Source organism: Bradyrhizobium sp. USDA 4454, assembly GCF_054822705.1.
In genome coordinates this window covers 6,635,915-6,651,735 of record NZ_JBTRCN010000001.1, presented here as the reverse complement: position 1 = coordinate 6,651,735, position 15,821 = coordinate 6,635,915, and the positions used below count along the sequence as shown (strand labels likewise).

The window sequence follows — 15,821 nt, the reverse complement described above, 5'->3', positions numbered from 1 at the left end:
GGAGAAGCGGATTGCGCTTTGCTCCATTCGGGCTACGTCTTTGCTGGCCGACGGCCGGTCGCGTCACTTCACCAGCCGGAACTTGCCGCCGTCGACCTTGATCACGAACGCCGACCGCTCGTCATAGCCGTTGTGGTCGGTCGGGCTCATGGTCGAGAGGCCGTTGTTCAGATAGACGTCCTTGCCGCGCTCGAGTTCATCGCGCAGCGCGGCGCGGAATTCCGGCGTGCCGGGCTTTGCCGTCTTCAGCGCGATGGCCGCCGCGCGCCTGAACAGCGTCACCGCGTCCCACAGATGCGCGCCGAAGATATTCGGCTTTTGCCCGTTGACCTTCTCATACGATGACACGAACTCGTCGCGCACCTGGCGGAACGGATCGTTCGCCGGCAGGTCGTCGGCGATGGTGAAGGCCTCGCCGGTGAATACAGCTCCTTCGACATTGGCGCCGCCGAGCTTGATGAATTCCTCCGACGCCACGCCATGGGTCTGGAAGATCTTGCCGGCATAGCCGCGGCTGCGCAGCGCCTCCTGCGGCAGCACGGCCGGCGTGCCGGCGGAGGCGATGAACACCGCCTCCGGGTTGGTCGCGATCACCTTCAGCGCCTGGCCCATCGCGCTGGTGTCGGCGCGCGCATAGACCTCGTGCGTGGTGAGGGTGAGGCCGAGCGACGGCGCCAGCCGCGACACCTCATTGTAATAGCCTTCGCCATAGCCGTCGGAGACGCCGATATAGCCCAGCGTCTTGATGCCGGATTTGGCGATGTATTTCAGGATCGCCGCCGCCATCAGATCGTCATTGGGCACCACCTTGAAGGCCCAGCGGCGGCGGTCGTCGATCGGTCGCACGATCGCGGTTGCCGCCGCGAGCGAGATGATCGGCGTCCTGGATTCGAAGGCGACGTCGAGCATCGGCATGGTCACGGGGGTGAGCGAGGAGCCGATCAGGATGTCGACGCCGTCCTGGATCACCAGGCGGCGGGCATTCTGCGTGCCCTTGGTGGGATCGGATTCGTCGTCGAGCGCGATATAGCTGACCTTCTCGCCGCCGATCTCCTTCGGCAGCGCCGCGATGGTGCGCATCTGCGGCTGGCCGAGCGCCGAGCCCGGTCCGGATGCCGACACCACGACGCCGACCTTGATGTCGGCCCGCGCATCCGGCGCAATCAGGACCGCACCCGCGAGTACCCAGAGTCCGGCCATGGCCAGCTTCATTGCAAATCCTCCCAGCAGGTTCTTTTTGTTTGATGCGCGGCCGATGATAGCCGACCGGCGTCCGGTCCCGCATCATATTGATTCCACTGGCTGTGTCTGTCCCCTTCGCGGGGGACATGATCGGCCGCGGCCCGGTTCTGAAACTTCGCGTTTACCACGTCCTTAAAGGCCGCGAGAACCAGTTTCCCTAATCGGGCGGCAACGACCTGCTGCTATTTATGGAGGAGAAGAGGGAGTACGAACCATGTTCACCATTGTTCGGATCCTGGTTTTGATCGCATGTGCGCATGCGGGATCCGCGTTCGCGGAAATGCCGTCTGACGGCTCGCGGCCTTTGCAAGCAATTGACGTCCAACTGGTCCGCGTCGATGCGTGAGCCTCATCCGATCGCGCCCGAGCACGCGCGCGCCATCTGCGAAGAGATCGGCGAGCGGCTGCGCCACGCCCTGCGCGGCGATTACGCCGATCTGCCGCCACGGCTGCAAGAACTCGTGGACCAGCTTGCTCTGCAGGATTGCGAGGCGCCGTCGCTGGTGCCGGCAATGGCTGATATGACGCGGCCGGTTGTCGTTGCGGCCTAGGACTGGCCGGCCGGCCGTTGCCGTGGTCTCGCGCGATCGAGACGTCAGCGACATTGAAAACCTTGACGACGCGCGCACGGCTGCGAAGTGCCGGCAGTCACATCGTGCCAGCCGCGGCGGGCACGGCAAGAGTATCATCCGCTACGCCTGGTAGGACGGCGCAGTGGTCGTTGCCGCCTAGCTCTGAATCGTGAAATCGCTCGCCGTCACGGTTGAGGCGGTCGCGCCGTTCAGCCACACCGCGGTCAGCGGATTGAGCTGGACCACGAAGTAGGCGCCGTTCTGGTAGGAGTGCGCGAGCACGTCGGCGAAGGACTGGAAGCCCGAGCCGTTGAGTGCCACGACATCCTGGCCTTCGGTCCAGTCCTGGATCACGTCGATGCCGCCGAGGCTGACATTGAACGTATTGGTGCCGAGGCCGGAACCCGGCCCGCCGCCATTGCCGCCGAAATAGTAGTTTACGCCGGTACCGCCGTCGAAATAGTCGTTGCCGGCGCCGCCGATCAGCACATCGGTGCCGTCGCCGCCGAACAGCGCGTCGTTGCCGGCGCCGCCATACAAATAGTCGTTGCCGCCATAGCCGTACTGAACATCATCTCCGGCGTCGCCGATCATGATGTCGTTGGCCAATGATCCCACGAACACGTCGCTGCCATCGCCGCCATAGGCGGTGCCGCCACCGGACGCCATGTAGAGATAGTCGTTGCCGCCGCCGCCTTCGAGCAAATCCACCCCAGCATCACCGACGAGAGTGTCCGCTGCGCCGCCGCCGAGGATCGTGTCGTTACCGGCCCCTCCGTACATGAGGTCGCCGTACACCCCGTATGGTCCGGTGATGAACAGAAGGTCCGCACCCTCGCCCCCGTAGAGGACGTCCCCGCCGTTTGCATAATAGGGGGTTGTGACCAGCTCGAGCGTATCGTTGCCATCGCCTCCGTAGAGGTACGAGCCCGTGGTTGTGTTCAGCCCGTCGATGACCTGAACGTAATCGTTTCCTGTGCCGCCGTCCGCATAGGCCGGCCCTCCGGTCCCATTGGGTGACTGCGCGATGCCTAGCAAGCTGTCATTGCCATCACCGCCATAGGCCCTGGCGGTCGACGAGATCAGATCGTTGCCGTTGCCGCCATAGGCGGTGGCGGCGAACCCGGAAAGCGTGTCGTTTCCTTCGCCGCCATAGATAACCGGATTTTTTGGTCCGTAGACCGCCGTCAGGCTGTCGTTGCCATCGAGCCCGTAATAGACGTCGTCGGAAGATGAAGAATACGTGTCGTCGCTGTTGGTCCCAACGTAAGTGGTCATGAAAAACTCCACAGCACATGGAGGCGCTCGGCGGGCTGTTAAAGAGCCGGCCAACCGCCAAAAATATCGGTTTCGGCAGCTCACTGACCAAAGCTCAAATGGGATATGGCCGGCGAGGTTCAGTCAAGACCCGGCGCGGAAGCATGACCAATGCGATTTGTTGCCAATTGTGTATCGAGACCGATCGCGTGGCGGCGGGCGGTTGAATCGTGCCTGTCCTGCAGCCCTGGATGGAATTGCTATGCCAATTTTTTGGTAGGATACAGGCATGAAGCGCTCGTCGCGCCGCGTCCCGAACTTCGCTCTCGCTCTGTTGCCGATCGTGCCGCTGTTGTGCGCATCAAGCGATCCGGCGCGGTCGCAACATCATTACCGGCCTCGCCAATCTCCGCAATGGTCCTGAGTGAATTGGCTATCCTTGGTCCGCCGACACGATCAAGGCGGCACAGCCGCGTCAGACGTTCTTCGCGACTTTCCTTGTCCGCGTCGGCCCGGCGCCGGCGATCGCCGGCTTGATATTCCACACCGCGCGCACCGCGGCGAACGCGTGGGCGATCACCGGCTCGTGGCGGCGGGCGGCGAGGCTGGCGAAGGAGAGATCGCAGGTCAGCTTCACTCGGTCGGCGACCACGAATTGATGCGGGCGCGCCATCCGTGGCGCCAGCACGCTATCGCGTGCGAGGCTGAGGCAGAGGCCGGATTCGACGAAGTCGATCATCGCCTCTTCCTGATCGGTATAGCCGACGCGCTTCGGCAATGCGCCGAGCGGGCGGAAGATGTCGTCGAGCAGCCGCCGGTGACCGGAATGCGGCGGTGTCGCAAGCCACGGCAGCTCGGCGAGTTCCGCCCAGCCCTTGCCGATCACCCGGTCCCGCCAGCCGATCGGCGCGATCACGCGGTAGTCGTAGCAGAGCAGCGGCGCCAGCTGATAGCGGCCGCCGGCGATGGTCCGTTCAGTGAAGCTGTGATGGACCAGCTGGTCCGCCGGCGTGGCGTCGACATAGTAGCCGACGTCGAGTTCGCCCCTGCCGATCTGGGCCAGTACGTCGTCGCTCACGCCATGGCGCAGGAACACTTCGGTGCGTTGCGAGGACATCGCAAGGCTGCGCACGAACGGTCCGAGCCGGGTGAATTCGGGGTCGAGGATGGTGCCGACACGCAAGGTGCCGCGCTGCGCCTCGTTCAGCTGATCCGCCATCGCCTTGAAGTCGGACGCCGCCGCCACCGCGCGGTGCGCCAGCGGCAGCAATGCGGCGCCGGCCTCGGTCAGCGTGAATCCGGCAGGTGTGCGGTTGAACAGCAGCAGCCCGGTGCTTTCCTCGAGCGCCTTCAGTTGCAAGCTGACCGCCGGCTGGGTCAGTTTCAGCATCGCGGCGGCGCGCGATACAGTGCCCTCACGGGCGACCGTGATGAAGCAACGCAAGGCCTGGGTACGGGGAAGCTCGGTCATTGTGTGAGCTTATAGCACAGTTTTTTGCCGCGCATCCGATCTGAGTCGTGCATTGTTGTATGATTATAATACAACTCATGCGAGAAATCAGGGCGGCCGCCACACGATCATGCCTTCGGTCCGCGCGCGCACCTCCGGCGAGGCGAGGCAGGTCGCGACCGCTTCATAGCCCACCGCGCCCGGAATGGGCGCGACGCAGATCGGCAGGCTGTGGTTGGCAGGGCACAGGATGATCGCGTCGTCGTCAGCGAGCGCGTCGAGGTCCAGGATCGCGTTGGAGCGCGTCAGGAAGAACAGCGGCCGCGCCTCCGGCCCACGCCGGCGCAGATGCGCGATCACGGCTTCCTGGCTCGAGGCATCGAGCCCGTGCTCGAGCATGTCGATCACGAGGATCGCGCCGTCGCAGGCCTCGAGCGCCGCGAGCAGGGTGATCAGCGCCGGTGAGTCCGTCGCGCCGTCGGCGAGCAGCACGGCAAGGCTCGCCTCGACCCGCGCTTTGTGCGCCGGGTCGGCATCGAGCCGTGCACGGACCGCCGCGCCGCCGTCGGCAGTGCGGTCGAGCCCCATGAAGCTGGCGCCCGGCAGCGCGTCCGCGAGCCGCTGCGCGAGGCGCGTCTTGCCGCTGCCGAGCGGGCCGACGATGTAGTTCAGCCCCTTGACGTCGCGCAGCTCGAAGCGCTCGCCGCCCCACGGCCACGGCAGATCGAACGCGACGCCGATCGCCGGCCGCGCTCTGACCGCACCGATCAGGTCGCGCGTCGCCGGCAGCTTGCCGCCGCCGAGGTCGGCGCGCAGCCGGCGTATTCTGGCGATGCTGTCGCTGCATTGGCGGATGCGCGCTTCGAGCGTGGCCTCGTGCGCGGCCAGGACGCGGCCGAGCACGACGGCGTCGCCGCCCAGGATCCGCGCCACGTCGCCGACGCTGAGGCCGAGCGCGCGCAGCTCGACGATTTCGGCGCCGCGCGCCATCTCGGCCGGACCATAGGCGCGCCATCCCGCCGGCGTGCGGCCGGGTGCGATCAGGCCGCGCTCCTCATAGAGGCGCAGCGCTTTCGCCGAGATGCCGAGCTGCCTCGCAGCTTCGGACGGGCTGAGGAAACGGGCGGCAGCAGCATTCATCGAATCATCTCGCGTCATCTGACCGCGCCTCTATGGAGGCGGCCGCAGGGACAAGGTCAAGCGCGGAGGGATGGTAATTCTCATGTCGCAGAATGACTGTGAGGGACGCACCAGTCGTGGGCTCCCTCTCCCATGCAACCGGGGTCTACCCCGGTTGCGCATCATAAATTCGCGCAAGTCGGGCAAGCCCGACTTCCGGCGGGAGAGGGTGGGGAGAGGGGTGGCCCCGGGCGAGATGAGCGATGAGGGCATAGCTCTCGCAATTTGGTTTGCTGGTCGCAGATGGAATACGGAGAGTGCACGTCGTGTGGCACCCCTCTCCCTAACCCTCTCCCGCAAGGGGAGAGGGAACCCTTCCGCCAGCGGCTCGCTCACGCGCGCATTGTCTGACATCCTGAAGCGAGAGCTATCCTCATCGTCGTCCCGGTGAAGGCCGGGACCCATTACCCCAAATGCGAATTGCTGCGCGACGCTGGGGCCACAATCTCGTTCACAATGAAAATGCGGTGATTACGGGCTTTTGCCAGGACGACAACGAAGAGTCCGGTCCACAACATCCGTCGCGAAGTATGGGTCCCGGCCTTCGCCGGGACGACAGTGGTGGGTGTGACGAGCATCTTGCGCCGAACGACCACGCCCTCACTCCAGATGGTTCACCTTCGCCACCCAGGCGCGGACGTCGGTGAGCACGGCGGGCAGAACGGCCTTGACCTCCTGCACGTTCATGCCGGGCTTGATGCGGGGGTCGTAGAGCAGGTTGAGCAGATATTGGTCGTAGACGTCGAAGAAGCCCATCGAGACGCTGTCGTTGAACATGGTCCACGGCACGGTCGCGGTGTCGTTGATCGGGCCGAGCGACTGCAACAGCTCCTCATAGGCGCAGTCGAGGAAAACGAAATCGCCGTTGTCGACGGTGAGGATCACGTCGGAATGCTCGATCTCGTAATTCTCGTTCTTGCGGAAGCCGGAGAGGCATTGCGGATCGAGCGAGGAGCGGATCTCCCTGGCGCGTTCCTGGCCGTAGAAGGTCGCGATGGTGCGGTAGAGCTCGCGGTCGCGCACCAGCTTGACCACGACATTGGCGGCATCCTGGTCGTCGGTCATCGCGATGTCGAGATGCTGCACCCTGGCGCGGATGTCGGCGATGACCTTGGCGAGCTGCGCCTTGCGGTCGGCGCGGCTGCCGTCGGCGAACACGCGCACCGGTCTGTCGTATTTGCGGATGCGGTCGACCCGTCCGGCAAGATGATACTCGGCGCCGAACGCGGTCTTCAGGAAGCCCTCGACGATCTCGGCGTCGGTGAAGACCTTCTTCTCGTTGCGCTGGCGCGCCGCGATCGCCGGCACCTCGGTGGCGGCCGCGGGCACGGTGGTGTCAGTGACGCATGCAGCGAGCGCTGCGGCGACAACGAGCAGGATCGAGAGGCGGGGCTGGGACATCGAGACAACGCTGCCGCAAGCTTTGCGGCAGCGCAAGGCGTGATCAAGGCGACGCCATCAACGATCGTGCCGGATCGCCGCGCCGGGTACCGGCGAAATCGGCGCGATCAGTTCTTGACCACCACGGTGGTACCGACCGAGACCCGATCATAGAGGTCCTGGACGTCCTCGTTGGTCATGCGGAAGCAGCCCGACGAGACCGCCTGGCCGATCGTCTCCGGCTCGTTCGAGCCGTGGATGCGGTAGAGCGTCGAGCCGAGATACATCGCGCGCGCGCCGAGCGGGTTCTCGATGCCGCCGTTCATGTGGCGCGGCAGGTCGGGGCGCCGGCGCAGCATCTGCGATGGCGGCGTCCAGGATGGCCATTCCTTCTTCGCGGAGATGCGGTGGACACCGCCCCAGCGGAAGCCGTCGCGGCCGACGCCGATGCCGTAGCGCAGCGCCGTGCCGTTGCCCTGCACCAGATAGAGCCGGCGCTCGGCCGTGTTCACCACAATGGTACCGGGAGCGTAGTTGGTCGGGTAGTTGACGATGGTGCGCGGGATCGGACCCGCGCCGCCACCGCCGCCGAAGAAGAAGGGCGAGTTGTCACCGTTGTAGCCCCGGGAGTCGAAGAACTGGGCCTGGGCCTGGCCGGCGGCTGCCAGGATCGTGAGCGCGGCAAACATCAAGGCAATCGGGCGCATGGTCGTCGTCCTCGCGAACAATCAAATATCTGCTCAGAGAGGCCACAATTGCCGGCGTTTCGCAAGCGACGATGCGGTGAGTTCAGGCACTTTCCGGCAACAGGGTTTAAAAAGGCAACAGACCGCAGGCGATACCTGCATTGTCCGGCCAAGCCTTTGACGAAGCGGATGAAGAATGGTTGATCTGGAGCGTTTTCAAGCGAAGTGTACCGGTTCGCGTCAAGAAAACGCGGCCAAACAAAAGGATAAGACCATGATCTGATTCAACGGATCGGATCATGATCTGGAGCGATCTCAAGAACACCGCGAAACGGGAGCGAGAGCATGAATGGTGCGGAAAGTCTGGTGCGGACATTGGTCGCAGGCGGCGTGGATGTCTGCTTTACCAATCCGGGCACCTCGGAGATGCATTTCGTCGCGGCGCTGGACAAGGTCCCGGGCATGCGCTGCGTGCTCGGGCTGTTCGAAGGCGTGGTGACGGGGGCTGCCGACGGCTATTTCCGCATGAAGGGAACGCCGGCCTCGACGCTGCTGCATCTCGGGCCCGGTCTCGCCAATGGCCTTGCCAATCTGCACAACGCCAAGAAGGCGCATTCGGGCATCGTCAACATCGTCGGCCAGCACGCCACCTACCACATCGGCTACAACGCACCGCTGACCTCTGACATCGAGGGCCTGGCACGGCCGATGTCGTCCTGGGTCCGCACCTCGCCGGATGCCAAGTCGGTCGCCGCCGACGGCGCGGCGGCGATTGCCGCGGCGAAGAGCGCGCCGCCGCAGATCGCAACCCTGATCTTGCCGGCCGACACCGCCTGGAACGAGGCCGACGGCACAGCCGAGGTGCCGGTTGATACGCAGCGCCCGAGCTACTCGCCACAGGCGGTCGACATCGCGGCGAAGATCCTGCACGGCGATGCCGCGCACACGCTGCTGCTGGTCACCGGCAGCGCGCTGAGCGAGCACGGGCTGGCGCTGGCCGAGCGCATCGCCGGCAAGACCGGCTGCACCGTGATGGGCCAGACCTATCACCCGCGGATGGCGCGCGGCCGCGGCCGCTTCTCGATCAACCGGATTCCCTATGTGATCGAGCAGGCGCTGCCGATCCTGAAGAATTTCCGTCACATTGTGCTGGTCGAGGCCAACGATCCGGTGGCGTTCTTCGCCTATCCGAACAAGCCAAGCATGCTGAAGGCGGAAGGCTGCGAGGTGCATCGCATGACCGCCTGGGGCGAGAATTCGGTCGCAGCCCTCGAGGCCCTGGCCAATGCGCTGCATGCGACGGCAAAGGACGTCAAGCCGCAGCAGCACCCGGAGCTGGTCAAGCCGACCGGCGCGCTCGACCACGCCACGATCGCGCAGGCGATCGCGTGCGCGATCCCCGACAACGCCATCATGGTGGACGAGTCCGTCACCACCGGCCGCGGCTTCTTCCCGCCGACGGCGGGCGCCGCGCCGCACGACTGGTTGCAGAACATGGGCGGCTCGATCGGCTTCTCGACCCCGGTGGCGACCGGCGCGGCCGTTGCCTGTCCGGACCGCAAGGTGATCTGCATGGTCGGCGACGGCAGCGCGATGTACACGATCCAGTCGCTGTGGACGCAGGCCCGCGAAGGGCTCAATGTCGTGACCATCGTGTTCGCCAACCGGATCTACCAGATCCTGCGCGGCGAGTTCGACGGTGTCGGCGCCGGCGAGCCGGGCAAGCGGGCGCAGGACATGCTGAAGATCGACCGGCCGACGCTCGACTTCGTCGCGCTCGCCAGGGGCATGGGCGTGCCGGCGGTGGCGGTCACCACGGCGGATGAGTTCAACAAGGCGTTGGCGAATGCCGTCGCCGAGCCGGGACCGCGGCTGATCGAAGTACAAATGTAGCAAGCGTTATCTCAAACGGCCGCGGCGGCGGTCTAAAGCGGGATGAGCTTTGATTGAATCGGCTTGGCAGAGTCTCGGTCCACCTCTCCCCGCCGGGGAGAGGTCGGATTGCGCCTGGCGATGCGAAGCATCGTCCAGTGCAATCCGGGTGAGGGCTCTTGCTCTCTCGATAGACCGTCACCCCTCACCCGATTTGCCACGCAAATCGACCTCTCCCAAGGGAGAGGTGAACTTTCGATGCCGCTCCAGCTCAACCTAATCTCATCAGGGTCCAGTCCAGTCGGAGGCGCCAATGCAGACCGAGCTGAACAAGGTGATCGCCGCCGTCGCGGAATTTTATGCGCAGGAGACCTTCCTGCTGGAGCGCGACCTTGGCGAGCGAACGCTTACTCACCGGCTGGCGGTCTATGTCGAGCGGCAGTTTCCGGGCTGGCAGGTCGACTGCAACTACGATCGGCTCGGCGAGCGCACGCTGCGACTGCCGCGCGGGTCGGGGAGTTCGACCGATGACCATCTCGGCAAGTCGATCTACCCGGATATCGTCGTGCATCAGCGCGACATCCCGAACAATCTGCTCGCCATCGAGCTGCGCAAGGACAGCAATCACCAGCCGCTCGAGCACGATCAGCGCAAGCTGCAGGCGCTGACCGACCCGAATGTCTGGTTTGCCTATGCGACGGGTGTTCTCGTGATCTTCGGGCCGAACGGCGTGAGCTCGTCCGAGGTCTATGCCGGCGGCGCCATCGACGGCGCCGCGTCCCGCTGGTTTGCGGAGCGGCTGCGAGAGAGCGGGCTTGCGGAGGGGCGCGACGGCGCGCCGCGTTAAGCCTGATCGATGAATCTTTCCGCGCATGGCAGTGATAGCCCGTTTGGATCATGCGCCGCCTCAGCACGCGCGGCAGAAATGAAGGTGCGGGAGGTGGAGCAATTCCTGGAGCCGGTGGTCATTTTTCAGAACGATCCGATGGCGGTGCGGATTATCGGCTCTGCGCCTCTTTCGCTCCCTCTCCCGCACCTCAATTTCGCTGGCCCAGCTCCCACTGGGCCGAGTTCTCCTGTTTCAAGCCGGCGGCGCAGTTGAATGCGACGTCACAGGCCGAGGCAGCATCCGCGCCGGGACAGTGAAAAGGCCGCCTTCGGGCGGCCTTTTCCTTGATCACTGGGTTTGCGATCAGCAATCGCGATTGTTTCTGTTTATTGCTTGGCGGCCGCATCGTCACCGGCCGCGGCGGCGCCGGCCTTGGTGCTCGATTTCTTGGCGGCTTTCTTGGCCTTCTTCTTCGGCGCCATTTTGGTCGCCTCGCCCTTGGCTGCCGTGTCACCGCTCTGTGCTGCGGGGGCCGGGCTGCTGCCTGCCTTGTCCTGCGCGAGCGCGGTGGACGAAACGAAGGCAAGCGCCGTGGCGGCGAGGATCAATGTTCGCATCGGATGGTTCTCCCAAGTTGGTTCCTATCGACGCCTCAACGAGACAGAATGTCGCAGGGTTCCGCTGGCCCGATCAGCAGTCCGTGAGCTGTGCGTGAACGGCGTGGCGGCCCGGAACCGGGAACCACGATGCGCGTTAGGCCGCCGGGCAGGAGTTCCGAGGAGAGACGCCATGCGCTGGCGGTCAATGACGGAAACCACCAACATCGTGCTCGACACCGCCCCGGAGAACACATTCTACGCGGTGGGCTGGACGGTCAGCGGCGTGGCGACGCTTGCCACCATCGTCGCGGTCTGGATGTTCGGGATCTGAGGCGGGCAGGTCCGTGCAGACGACCGGCTTGCCGCCGGCGGGCCAGGCGCGGCGCGCGGTGGCCGCTTACTTCCGCAGGATGGCCAGCGCTTCCCGGTAAAGCTGCGAGAAACTGACCAAGAGCGCGCTCGACAGCAAGAACATCGCCAGACTGTCGTAGTCGTCGGCGGTCGGCCAAGAAAACTCGAAATAAGGCGGCATGAACGCCCACCAAACGATCGGAACCGTGATGATCGTCGCAAAGGCGCCGGCGGGTGCGCCGCCCGCCAGGCCGGCGATCAGGATCGCCGGCACGAAGCCCGCGAAATAGAGCTGCATGCCGAAGCTTGCGAACATCTCCTGCGTCGCGGTGGCCAGCACCACGGCGAGCAATGCGACGATGAAGGTCGACAACGACCACGGCCGCAGCTGCAGAATGTAATCATTTCCCTTGCGCATCGAGACGTCCCGGCCTCCTAGCGAGTTCCGGGAAGGTAGCGGAGGAGGCCTGCAAACAAAACCCCGTATGACTCCGTGGGGCAGGGTTGTGCGCGATACAGTGATAAGGAACCGGCCCGGTCAAGTCGCTGCCGCATTGTCGCGCTTATTGCACTGCGGCAGGGTGATGGTGGGACAACACGATGCTCGAGCTCTTGATTGTCGTTCTCGTCGCCGGGATCGGGTTCGTATTGGGGTATGGCGTCCGCGCGCTGATCTCGCGCCGGAGGCGGCGGTCGCGTCCGCACGTTCGCACGCCGCGGCTTCGGGCCGCGAATGATGACGTGTCCGCCCGCGGCTGGCATCGGCCGACCAGCACGCAAGGCGCCGATCAAGCCACCCCGCCATCCGACGAGCTCGACGGCGCGGTGCGCGGCCTGCTCGGCGAACTCAGCCGAGGCACCGCCAACCCGTCATCCGCCCCGCACCGCCGCCGGCAATAAAACGGGGGCGAGCGGCGATCGGACGCCGGTATCTCGCGGATTGGTAGGAAGGGAATGGTGGACGCACAAGGGCCGAGCGTCATCGCTGCGAGTCATCGCCGTTACGCCACGGCTTTCTTCTTCGTCGTGCTCTTGGCCGGTTTTGCCGTAAGCCGGATTCCCATTGCCCCGATGATCCGCAAGATGGTTGCGAACTCACGTAGTCGTCCTGCCTTTTCCTCAGCACTGGCGCGTAATCCGATCGATGATCGGGCTTCGTAGGAGTTCTCGGACCGGACTATGGATCCGGTGCCCCCGTTTTGGCTCTAGACTAGGTCGTGTACTCACAAACGTCGGCTTCCGGCCACAAAGCAGAAGTCGCTCGGTTGGGCGGGCAAGGGCGGCCTTTTGACCCCGCGCAGAATTGGAAGCTGGTTAGCTCCCTAACTCGTTGGGTAGCTAAGGCTTAAATGGCCGGCTTCAGCGGAGGCGAGGCTTTTGCTATAATCGAAGTGGCGTCGGGCTAGAGAATGCTCGGGGCGGCCCCCGTGGAGGCGCGGGTTGGACGAAGTCAGATTTGAGCGACGGAAAACGGGAACCGGGTCGCACGCAATCAAGGTCGCGCGACAGCGACTCGTGCTCTGCCGTTTGATGATCGAGATAATGCGAAATCTGCATGGAGCTTACGCACCGAAGAGCGAGCCTTTTGGAAGCAGGCTCGAGACTTTCTTCATAGGCCTGTGCGTTGCTCTCGGGCAGTTCGATCAGAGGCCGTTTTCTGTAGCCAAGATAGCTGCTTTTATGAACGTTCCCCGCACGACGGTCATGAGAAGATTGGAACAGCTGCAGGGCTGGGGGCTCATTCAGCGACAGGGCACCAAATACTACATGGATGAGCAAGCCTTTAACTCGCTGCTCGCTTTGAAGAACTATCAGCTCATCCGAGGCCTGCTGGAAAAGGCGCGCGAAGAGCTAACCGTTTTGGACACTTTGCCGGATTGACCGAGCGGCCCTCGAAGGCGATGATTACCAAGTCGGGTAATGAGCGCCTCCCGGCCGAATTTGTCCCTCATCCTTTGCTCGTCGCAATCCGACAGCATCCAATCGGAGCCAGCCGATGCTGTTCGCGCGTGCGTTCTACAAAGCCAACTTGCTCAGCCACATTCGTCAATTTCGGCAAAATCGTCTCCGGGTATACGGCTCCGCATTCGGACTGGTTGCTGCCGCCAGCTTGGCGCGACTGGCGCTGCACCAAGAGCTATCCACCAGCGCACCATTTACGACCTATTCCTTGGCGGTGCTCTGCATGGCGCTCGCCGGCGGATTCTGGCCAGGCGTTGTGACGCTGGTCCTTTCGTTGGCCACGGGCTCAGTCCTGTTCCTTCCGCCTGCATTCAGTTTCGCTCTCGCGGATGGAGCGGGTTGGACCATGTTGATGTTTGCAGTGTTCGGGAGCATCAACGTCATTCTGGTTTCGGGCATGGTCGCCAGCATTTTGTTGCATGACGAGCATCAACAATTTCTGTTCGGAGAATTGCGACACAGGTCTAGGAATCTTTTTGCTGTCGTGCAGGGGATTGTTTCCCGAACCTTGATGGAAAGTCAGACGGTTTCGGAGGCAAAGCAGGCCGTCGAAATGCGTCTCGCAGCTCTGGCCCGCACACACGCGATGCTCGCAGATAACAGCTGGACCGGAGCGCCGCTCAATCAGATTGTTTCGGAAGAATTGGTAAGCTTTGTCAATCAAGTCAGCTGTGTCGGCTGCGATCTGGTTCTCAACACGCCTGCGGCACAGACGTTTTCACTCATCATCCATGAGCTTGCAACCAACGCGGTCAAGCACGGAGCGCTGGCACGACCGGAAGGTCGGGTCACTATCGAGGGCCACATTGACTCGTGCGAGGGAAATGACATGTTTAGGTTCGTATGGAGCGAGGCAGGAGGGCCTAAGGTCCAGCCGCCGCAACGAACCGGGTTCGGCAGTTCTATTTTGAACGGGATGGCTAAGCGATTTGCGCAGAATCTGGAACTGAATTATCGGCCGGAAGGTCTCATCTACGAACTTAAAGTCGTTCTCGCCTCGATCAAGGCAACTCCGACAACCGGATCAAATCCACGGCCTAGCAATCCCGCATTCCGCCAGCCGCAGAGACGAGTCGAGGCGACAATGGCAGCCGCGCCCGCAACGTCTGCACTGAGATAAAGACAGAGTCCGGAATTGGCCTTTATCGGATTAGTAAAATTCGGACATTGATTCACGCATGTGATTTCTGGAACCGCTACATGATTCGATCCTCTGAGAACTGGGCAGGCTTTTTCACTGAGATCGATTTTACTGGGCCCAGAGAGACGCCTAATTATTGCATCGGCGGTTCGGCAAAGCATAGGAATGGGAACGGCCCCAGCTAACCTCCTCGCTGGGGCCGTTTCTTTTGATGCACTCACGGGTCCGAACGACCGGGAGTAGATTAGGTCTACCGGTAGTTGCGGAATATTTATCTAGACGTCAATGCATCGTCGAATGCGCTTGGGTGAGCTGCTGTGAAGGAGTACCGCATCTACATTCTGGATAATGAAGGCCGCGTCGATGCTCCGTTAAAGAGGCCTTATCGGCCGCCCGCAAGTTCCTCGAAAAAACGTCGTCGAAGTTTGGCGAGGGGCGCATCGAGTCGATCGGCTCGTGCCAATTAAGCGCACCAGCCGCCATCTTTAGGGCATTGATGGGTTCGGCGGATCGGCTCATGTCGGAGACTCTAACCTAGGGACCACGCAGCCATTCGGTCATGCTTGCGCCAAGCTCAGCTTGCCGGGCCAGCTTCAAGAGCGCTTCCTTTTCGATACTTGGGGCTAGCATTGCGGCCTGATCGCGCAGCTCTTTGGCTCGCGCGATAAGACGCTCTTCAAGCGAATTGGTTTGTTTGACGCGACGACGTACTTGACCCATGCATTCCCCTCCCAGCTAGGTTCCTGCGCGGAACGGGAAGGTAAGTTCCATGTAAGCCGGAGGTTCCTCAATCTTTCGATCGAGCCGCCGCTTTTTATTCGGGCTCCCTTGCGCCGTTCCCATGATCCGAACAGCACCGGCGAGGCCCCGGATGGGGGTTCGAGACCTCGCCTTGCGGTAGGGGCAGCCGGCCTTGGAGGCGCCGGGCGGATGCTATCCCAAGCTTCTTTGGGCGCCCCGTCAAGAACTCGAAAGGATTCCACGAAGAGGTCGCTGCCCGGCTGGAGCATCCTCACGAACGTGCCGCTCTCGTGGTACTCGAGCCAGCCTTGCTCCCTGGCGTACTGCAAGCCGGCCCAATATTCGGCCGGCTTTGCCTTGTCCTGATAGATCATCGGATAGTTGATCTTCTCGATGTAGATCCGGCCGTCCTGGATCGGCTCGAACGCGCGGGCGTGCTCCATGATCCTGCGGGCGGCTTTCTCGGGGTCGGCGTAGGGACGCTCGCCCTTCATTTTCATCGGTGAATCCCAGCCCGCTTCGCGCGGCATAGATGTGTTGGCGGTGCGTGTAGCTTTCGG

At 63.3% G+C, this 15,821-nt stretch carries 18 protein-coding genes; 9 read left to right on the top strand and 9 right to left on the bottom strand.

Translation table 11 applies throughout. The annotated features are described in order from the left end of the window. Positions 1-63: 63 nt before the first annotated feature. Positions 64-1,212, bottom strand: coding sequence for an ABC transporter substrate-binding protein (locus tag ACVIW0_RS30945; RefSeq protein ID WP_461355799.1), 1,149 nt, complete (start codon positions 1,210-1,212; stop codon positions 64-66). 244 nt (positions 1,213-1,456) lie between these two features. On the opposite strand from ACVIW0_RS30945, the gene ACVIW0_RS30940 reads away from it, so the two are divergent. Both ACVIW0_RS30940 and ACVIW0_RS30935 read left to right on the top strand, forming a co-directional pair. Next, positions 1,457-1,588: a hypothetical protein gene (locus ACVIW0_RS30940; protein WP_461355798.1), complete on the top strand. Its 132-nt coding sequence runs from the start codon at positions 1,457-1,459 to the stop codon at positions 1,586-1,588. Further along, positions 1,581-1,793: a hypothetical protein gene (locus tag ACVIW0_RS30935; RefSeq protein ID WP_461355797.1), complete on the top strand. Its 213-nt coding sequence runs from the start codon at positions 1,581-1,583 to the stop codon at positions 1,791-1,793. The genes ACVIW0_RS30940 and ACVIW0_RS30935 overlap by 8 nt, the downstream gene beginning before the upstream one ends. 177 nt (positions 1,794-1,970) lie before the next feature. Here ACVIW0_RS30935 and ACVIW0_RS30930 read toward each other — a convergent pair whose 3' ends face one another. The 5 genes from ACVIW0_RS30930 to ACVIW0_RS30910 form a co-directional block, all read right to left on the bottom strand. After that, positions 1,971-3,092: a calcium-binding protein gene (locus ACVIW0_RS30930; RefSeq protein ID WP_461355796.1), complete on the bottom strand. Its 1,122-nt coding sequence runs from the start codon at positions 3,090-3,092 to the stop codon at positions 1,971-1,973. Between the two features lie 454 nt (positions 3,093-3,546). After that, positions 3,547-4,542 carry a LysR family transcriptional regulator gene (locus ACVIW0_RS30925; protein ID WP_461355795.1) on the bottom strand — a complete coding sequence of 332 codons (996 nt, stop codon included), beginning with the start codon at positions 4,540-4,542 and terminating at the stop codon, positions 3,547-3,549. Between the two features lie 87 nt (positions 4,543-4,629). After that, positions 4,630-5,661, bottom strand: coding sequence for a MerR family transcriptional regulator (locus ACVIW0_RS30920; RefSeq protein ID WP_461355794.1), 1,032 nt, complete (start codon positions 5,659-5,661; stop codon positions 4,630-4,632). 639 nt (positions 5,662-6,300) lie between these two features. After that, on the bottom strand, positions 6,301-7,101 hold the full coding sequence (locus tag ACVIW0_RS30915; protein ID WP_461355793.1) for a DUF2927 domain-containing protein: 801 nt from the start codon (positions 7,099-7,101) through the stop codon (positions 6,301-6,303). 107 nt (positions 7,102-7,208) lie between these two features. Continuing rightward, entirely contained in the window at positions 7,209-7,787 is a 579-nt protein-coding gene (locus tag ACVIW0_RS30910) for a L,D-transpeptidase (RefSeq protein ID WP_461355792.1), read from the bottom strand. A 324-nt stretch (positions 7,788-8,111) separates the two neighbouring features. Between ACVIW0_RS30910 and ACVIW0_RS30905 the strand changes: the two genes are divergently transcribed. After that, on the top strand, positions 8,112-9,659 hold the full coding sequence (locus ACVIW0_RS30905) for an acetolactate synthase large subunit (RefSeq protein ID WP_461355791.1): 1,548 nt from the start codon (positions 8,112-8,114) through the stop codon (positions 9,657-9,659). Positions 9,660-9,951: 292 nt separating this feature from the next. Next, a complete protein-coding gene (locus tag ACVIW0_RS30900) occupies positions 9,952-10,485 on the top strand; it encodes a hypothetical protein (protein ID WP_461355790.1) in 534 nt (177 codons plus the stop codon). Between the two features lie 368 nt (positions 10,486-10,853). On the opposite strand, the gene ACVIW0_RS30895 is transcribed toward ACVIW0_RS30900, so the two are convergent. Beyond that, positions 10,854-11,084, bottom strand: coding sequence for a hypothetical protein (locus tag ACVIW0_RS30895; RefSeq protein WP_461355789.1), 231 nt, complete (start codon positions 11,082-11,084; stop codon positions 10,854-10,856). A gap of 172 nt (positions 11,085-11,256) precedes the next feature. Here ACVIW0_RS30895 and ACVIW0_RS30890 point away from each other — a divergent pair, with 172 nt between their 5' ends. Continuing rightward, positions 11,257-11,397, top strand: a complete 141-nt coding sequence (locus tag ACVIW0_RS30890) for a hypothetical protein (RefSeq protein ID WP_461355788.1) — start codon at positions 11,257-11,259, stop codon at positions 11,395-11,397. Positions 11,398-11,463: 66 nt separating this feature from the next. Here the strand turns inward: ACVIW0_RS30890 and ACVIW0_RS30885 are convergent, their stop codons facing one another. After that, positions 11,464-11,835, bottom strand: a complete 372-nt coding sequence (locus ACVIW0_RS30885; RefSeq protein WP_461355787.1) for a DUF4118 domain-containing protein — start codon at positions 11,833-11,835, stop codon at positions 11,464-11,466. 182 nt (positions 11,836-12,017) lie between these two features. On the opposite strand from ACVIW0_RS30885, the gene ACVIW0_RS30880 reads away from it, so the two are divergent. The 4 genes from ACVIW0_RS30880 to ACVIW0_RS30865 all read left to right on the top strand — a co-directional run bounded on the left by ACVIW0_RS30880 (position 12,018) and on the right by ACVIW0_RS30865 (position 14,499). Continuing rightward, positions 12,018-12,317 (top strand): hypothetical protein, encoded by a 300-nt coding sequence (locus ACVIW0_RS30880; protein ID WP_461355786.1) that lies wholly within the window; start codon positions 12,018-12,020, stop codon positions 12,315-12,317. A 54-nt stretch (positions 12,318-12,371) separates the two neighbouring features. Next, the gene (locus ACVIW0_RS30875; protein WP_461355785.1) at positions 12,372-12,578 is read left to right on the top strand and encodes a hypothetical protein; all 207 of its coding nucleotides are present in this window, start codon (positions 12,372-12,374) and stop codon (positions 12,576-12,578) included. A 279-nt stretch (positions 12,579-12,857) separates the two neighbouring features. Next, positions 12,858-13,298 (top strand): hypothetical protein, encoded by a 441-nt coding sequence (locus tag ACVIW0_RS30870; protein ID WP_461355784.1) that lies wholly within the window; start codon positions 12,858-12,860, stop codon positions 13,296-13,298. Between the two features lie 115 nt (positions 13,299-13,413). Beyond that, entirely contained in the window at positions 13,414-14,499 is a 1,086-nt protein-coding gene (locus ACVIW0_RS30865; RefSeq protein WP_461355783.1) for an HWE histidine kinase domain-containing protein, read from the top strand. Between the two features lie 644 nt (positions 14,500-15,143). On the opposite strand, the gene ACVIW0_RS30860 is transcribed toward ACVIW0_RS30865, so the two are convergent. Further along, the gene (locus ACVIW0_RS30860) at positions 15,144-15,761 is read right to left on the bottom strand and encodes a hypothetical protein (protein WP_461355782.1); all 618 of its coding nucleotides are present in this window, start codon (positions 15,759-15,761) and stop codon (positions 15,144-15,146) included. Positions 15,762-15,821: the final 60 nt, after the last annotated feature.

Coding starts and splice junctions, on each gene's coding strand:
- ACVIW0_RS30875 (WP_461355785.1), top strand. CDS start 12,372: ATGGTGGACGCACAAGGGCCGAGCGTCATCGCTGCGAGTCATCGCCGT.
- ACVIW0_RS30910 (WP_461355792.1), bottom strand. CDS start 7,787: ATGCGCCCGATTGCCTTGATGTTTGCCGCGCTCACGATCCTGGCAGCC.
- ACVIW0_RS30895 (WP_461355789.1), bottom strand. CDS start 11,084: ATGCGAACATTGATCCTCGCCGCCACGGCGCTTGCCTTCGTTTCGTCC.
- ACVIW0_RS30915 (WP_461355793.1), bottom strand. CDS start 7,101: ATGTCCCAGCCCCGCCTCTCGATCCTGCTCGTTGTCGCCGCAGCGCTC.
- ACVIW0_RS30930 (WP_461355796.1), bottom strand. CDS start 3,092: ATGACCACTTACGTTGGGACCAACAGCGACGACACGTATTCTTCATCT.
- ACVIW0_RS30945 (WP_461355799.1), bottom strand. CDS start 1,212: ATGAAGCTGGCCATGGCCGGACTCTGGGTACTCGCGGGTGCGGTCCTG.
- ACVIW0_RS30905 (WP_461355791.1), top strand. CDS start 8,112: ATGAATGGTGCGGAAAGTCTGGTGCGGACATTGGTCGCAGGCGGCGTG.
- ACVIW0_RS30925 (WP_461355795.1), bottom strand. CDS start 4,542: ATGACCGAGCTTCCCCGTACCCAGGCCTTGCGTTGCTTCATCACGGTC.
- ACVIW0_RS30920 (WP_461355794.1), bottom strand. CDS start 5,661: ATGAATGCTGCTGCCGCCCGTTTCCTCAGCCCGTCCGAAGCTGCGAGG.
- ACVIW0_RS30935 (WP_461355797.1), top strand. CDS start 1,581: ATGCGTGAGCCTCATCCGATCGCGCCCGAGCACGCGCGCGCCATCTGC.
- ACVIW0_RS30885 (WP_461355787.1), bottom strand. CDS start 11,835: ATGCGCAAGGGAAATGATTACATTCTGCAGCTGCGGCCGTGGTCGTTG.
- ACVIW0_RS30900 (WP_461355790.1), top strand. CDS start 9,952: ATGCAGACCGAGCTGAACAAGGTGATCGCCGCCGTCGCGGAATTTTAT.
- ACVIW0_RS30865 (WP_461355783.1), top strand. CDS start 13,414: ATGCTGTTCGCGCGTGCGTTCTACAAAGCCAACTTGCTCAGCCACATT.
- ACVIW0_RS30940 (WP_461355798.1), top strand. CDS start 1,457: ATGTTCACCATTGTTCGGATCCTGGTTTTGATCGCATGTGCGCATGCG.
- ACVIW0_RS30880 (WP_461355786.1), top strand. CDS start 12,018: ATGCTCGAGCTCTTGATTGTCGTTCTCGTCGCCGGGATCGGGTTCGTA.
- ACVIW0_RS30860 (WP_461355782.1), bottom strand. CDS start 15,761: ATGAAAATGAAGGGCGAGCGTCCCTACGCCGACCCCGAGAAAGCCGCC.
- ACVIW0_RS30890 (WP_461355788.1), top strand. CDS start 11,257: ATGCGCTGGCGGTCAATGACGGAAACCACCAACATCGTGCTCGACACC.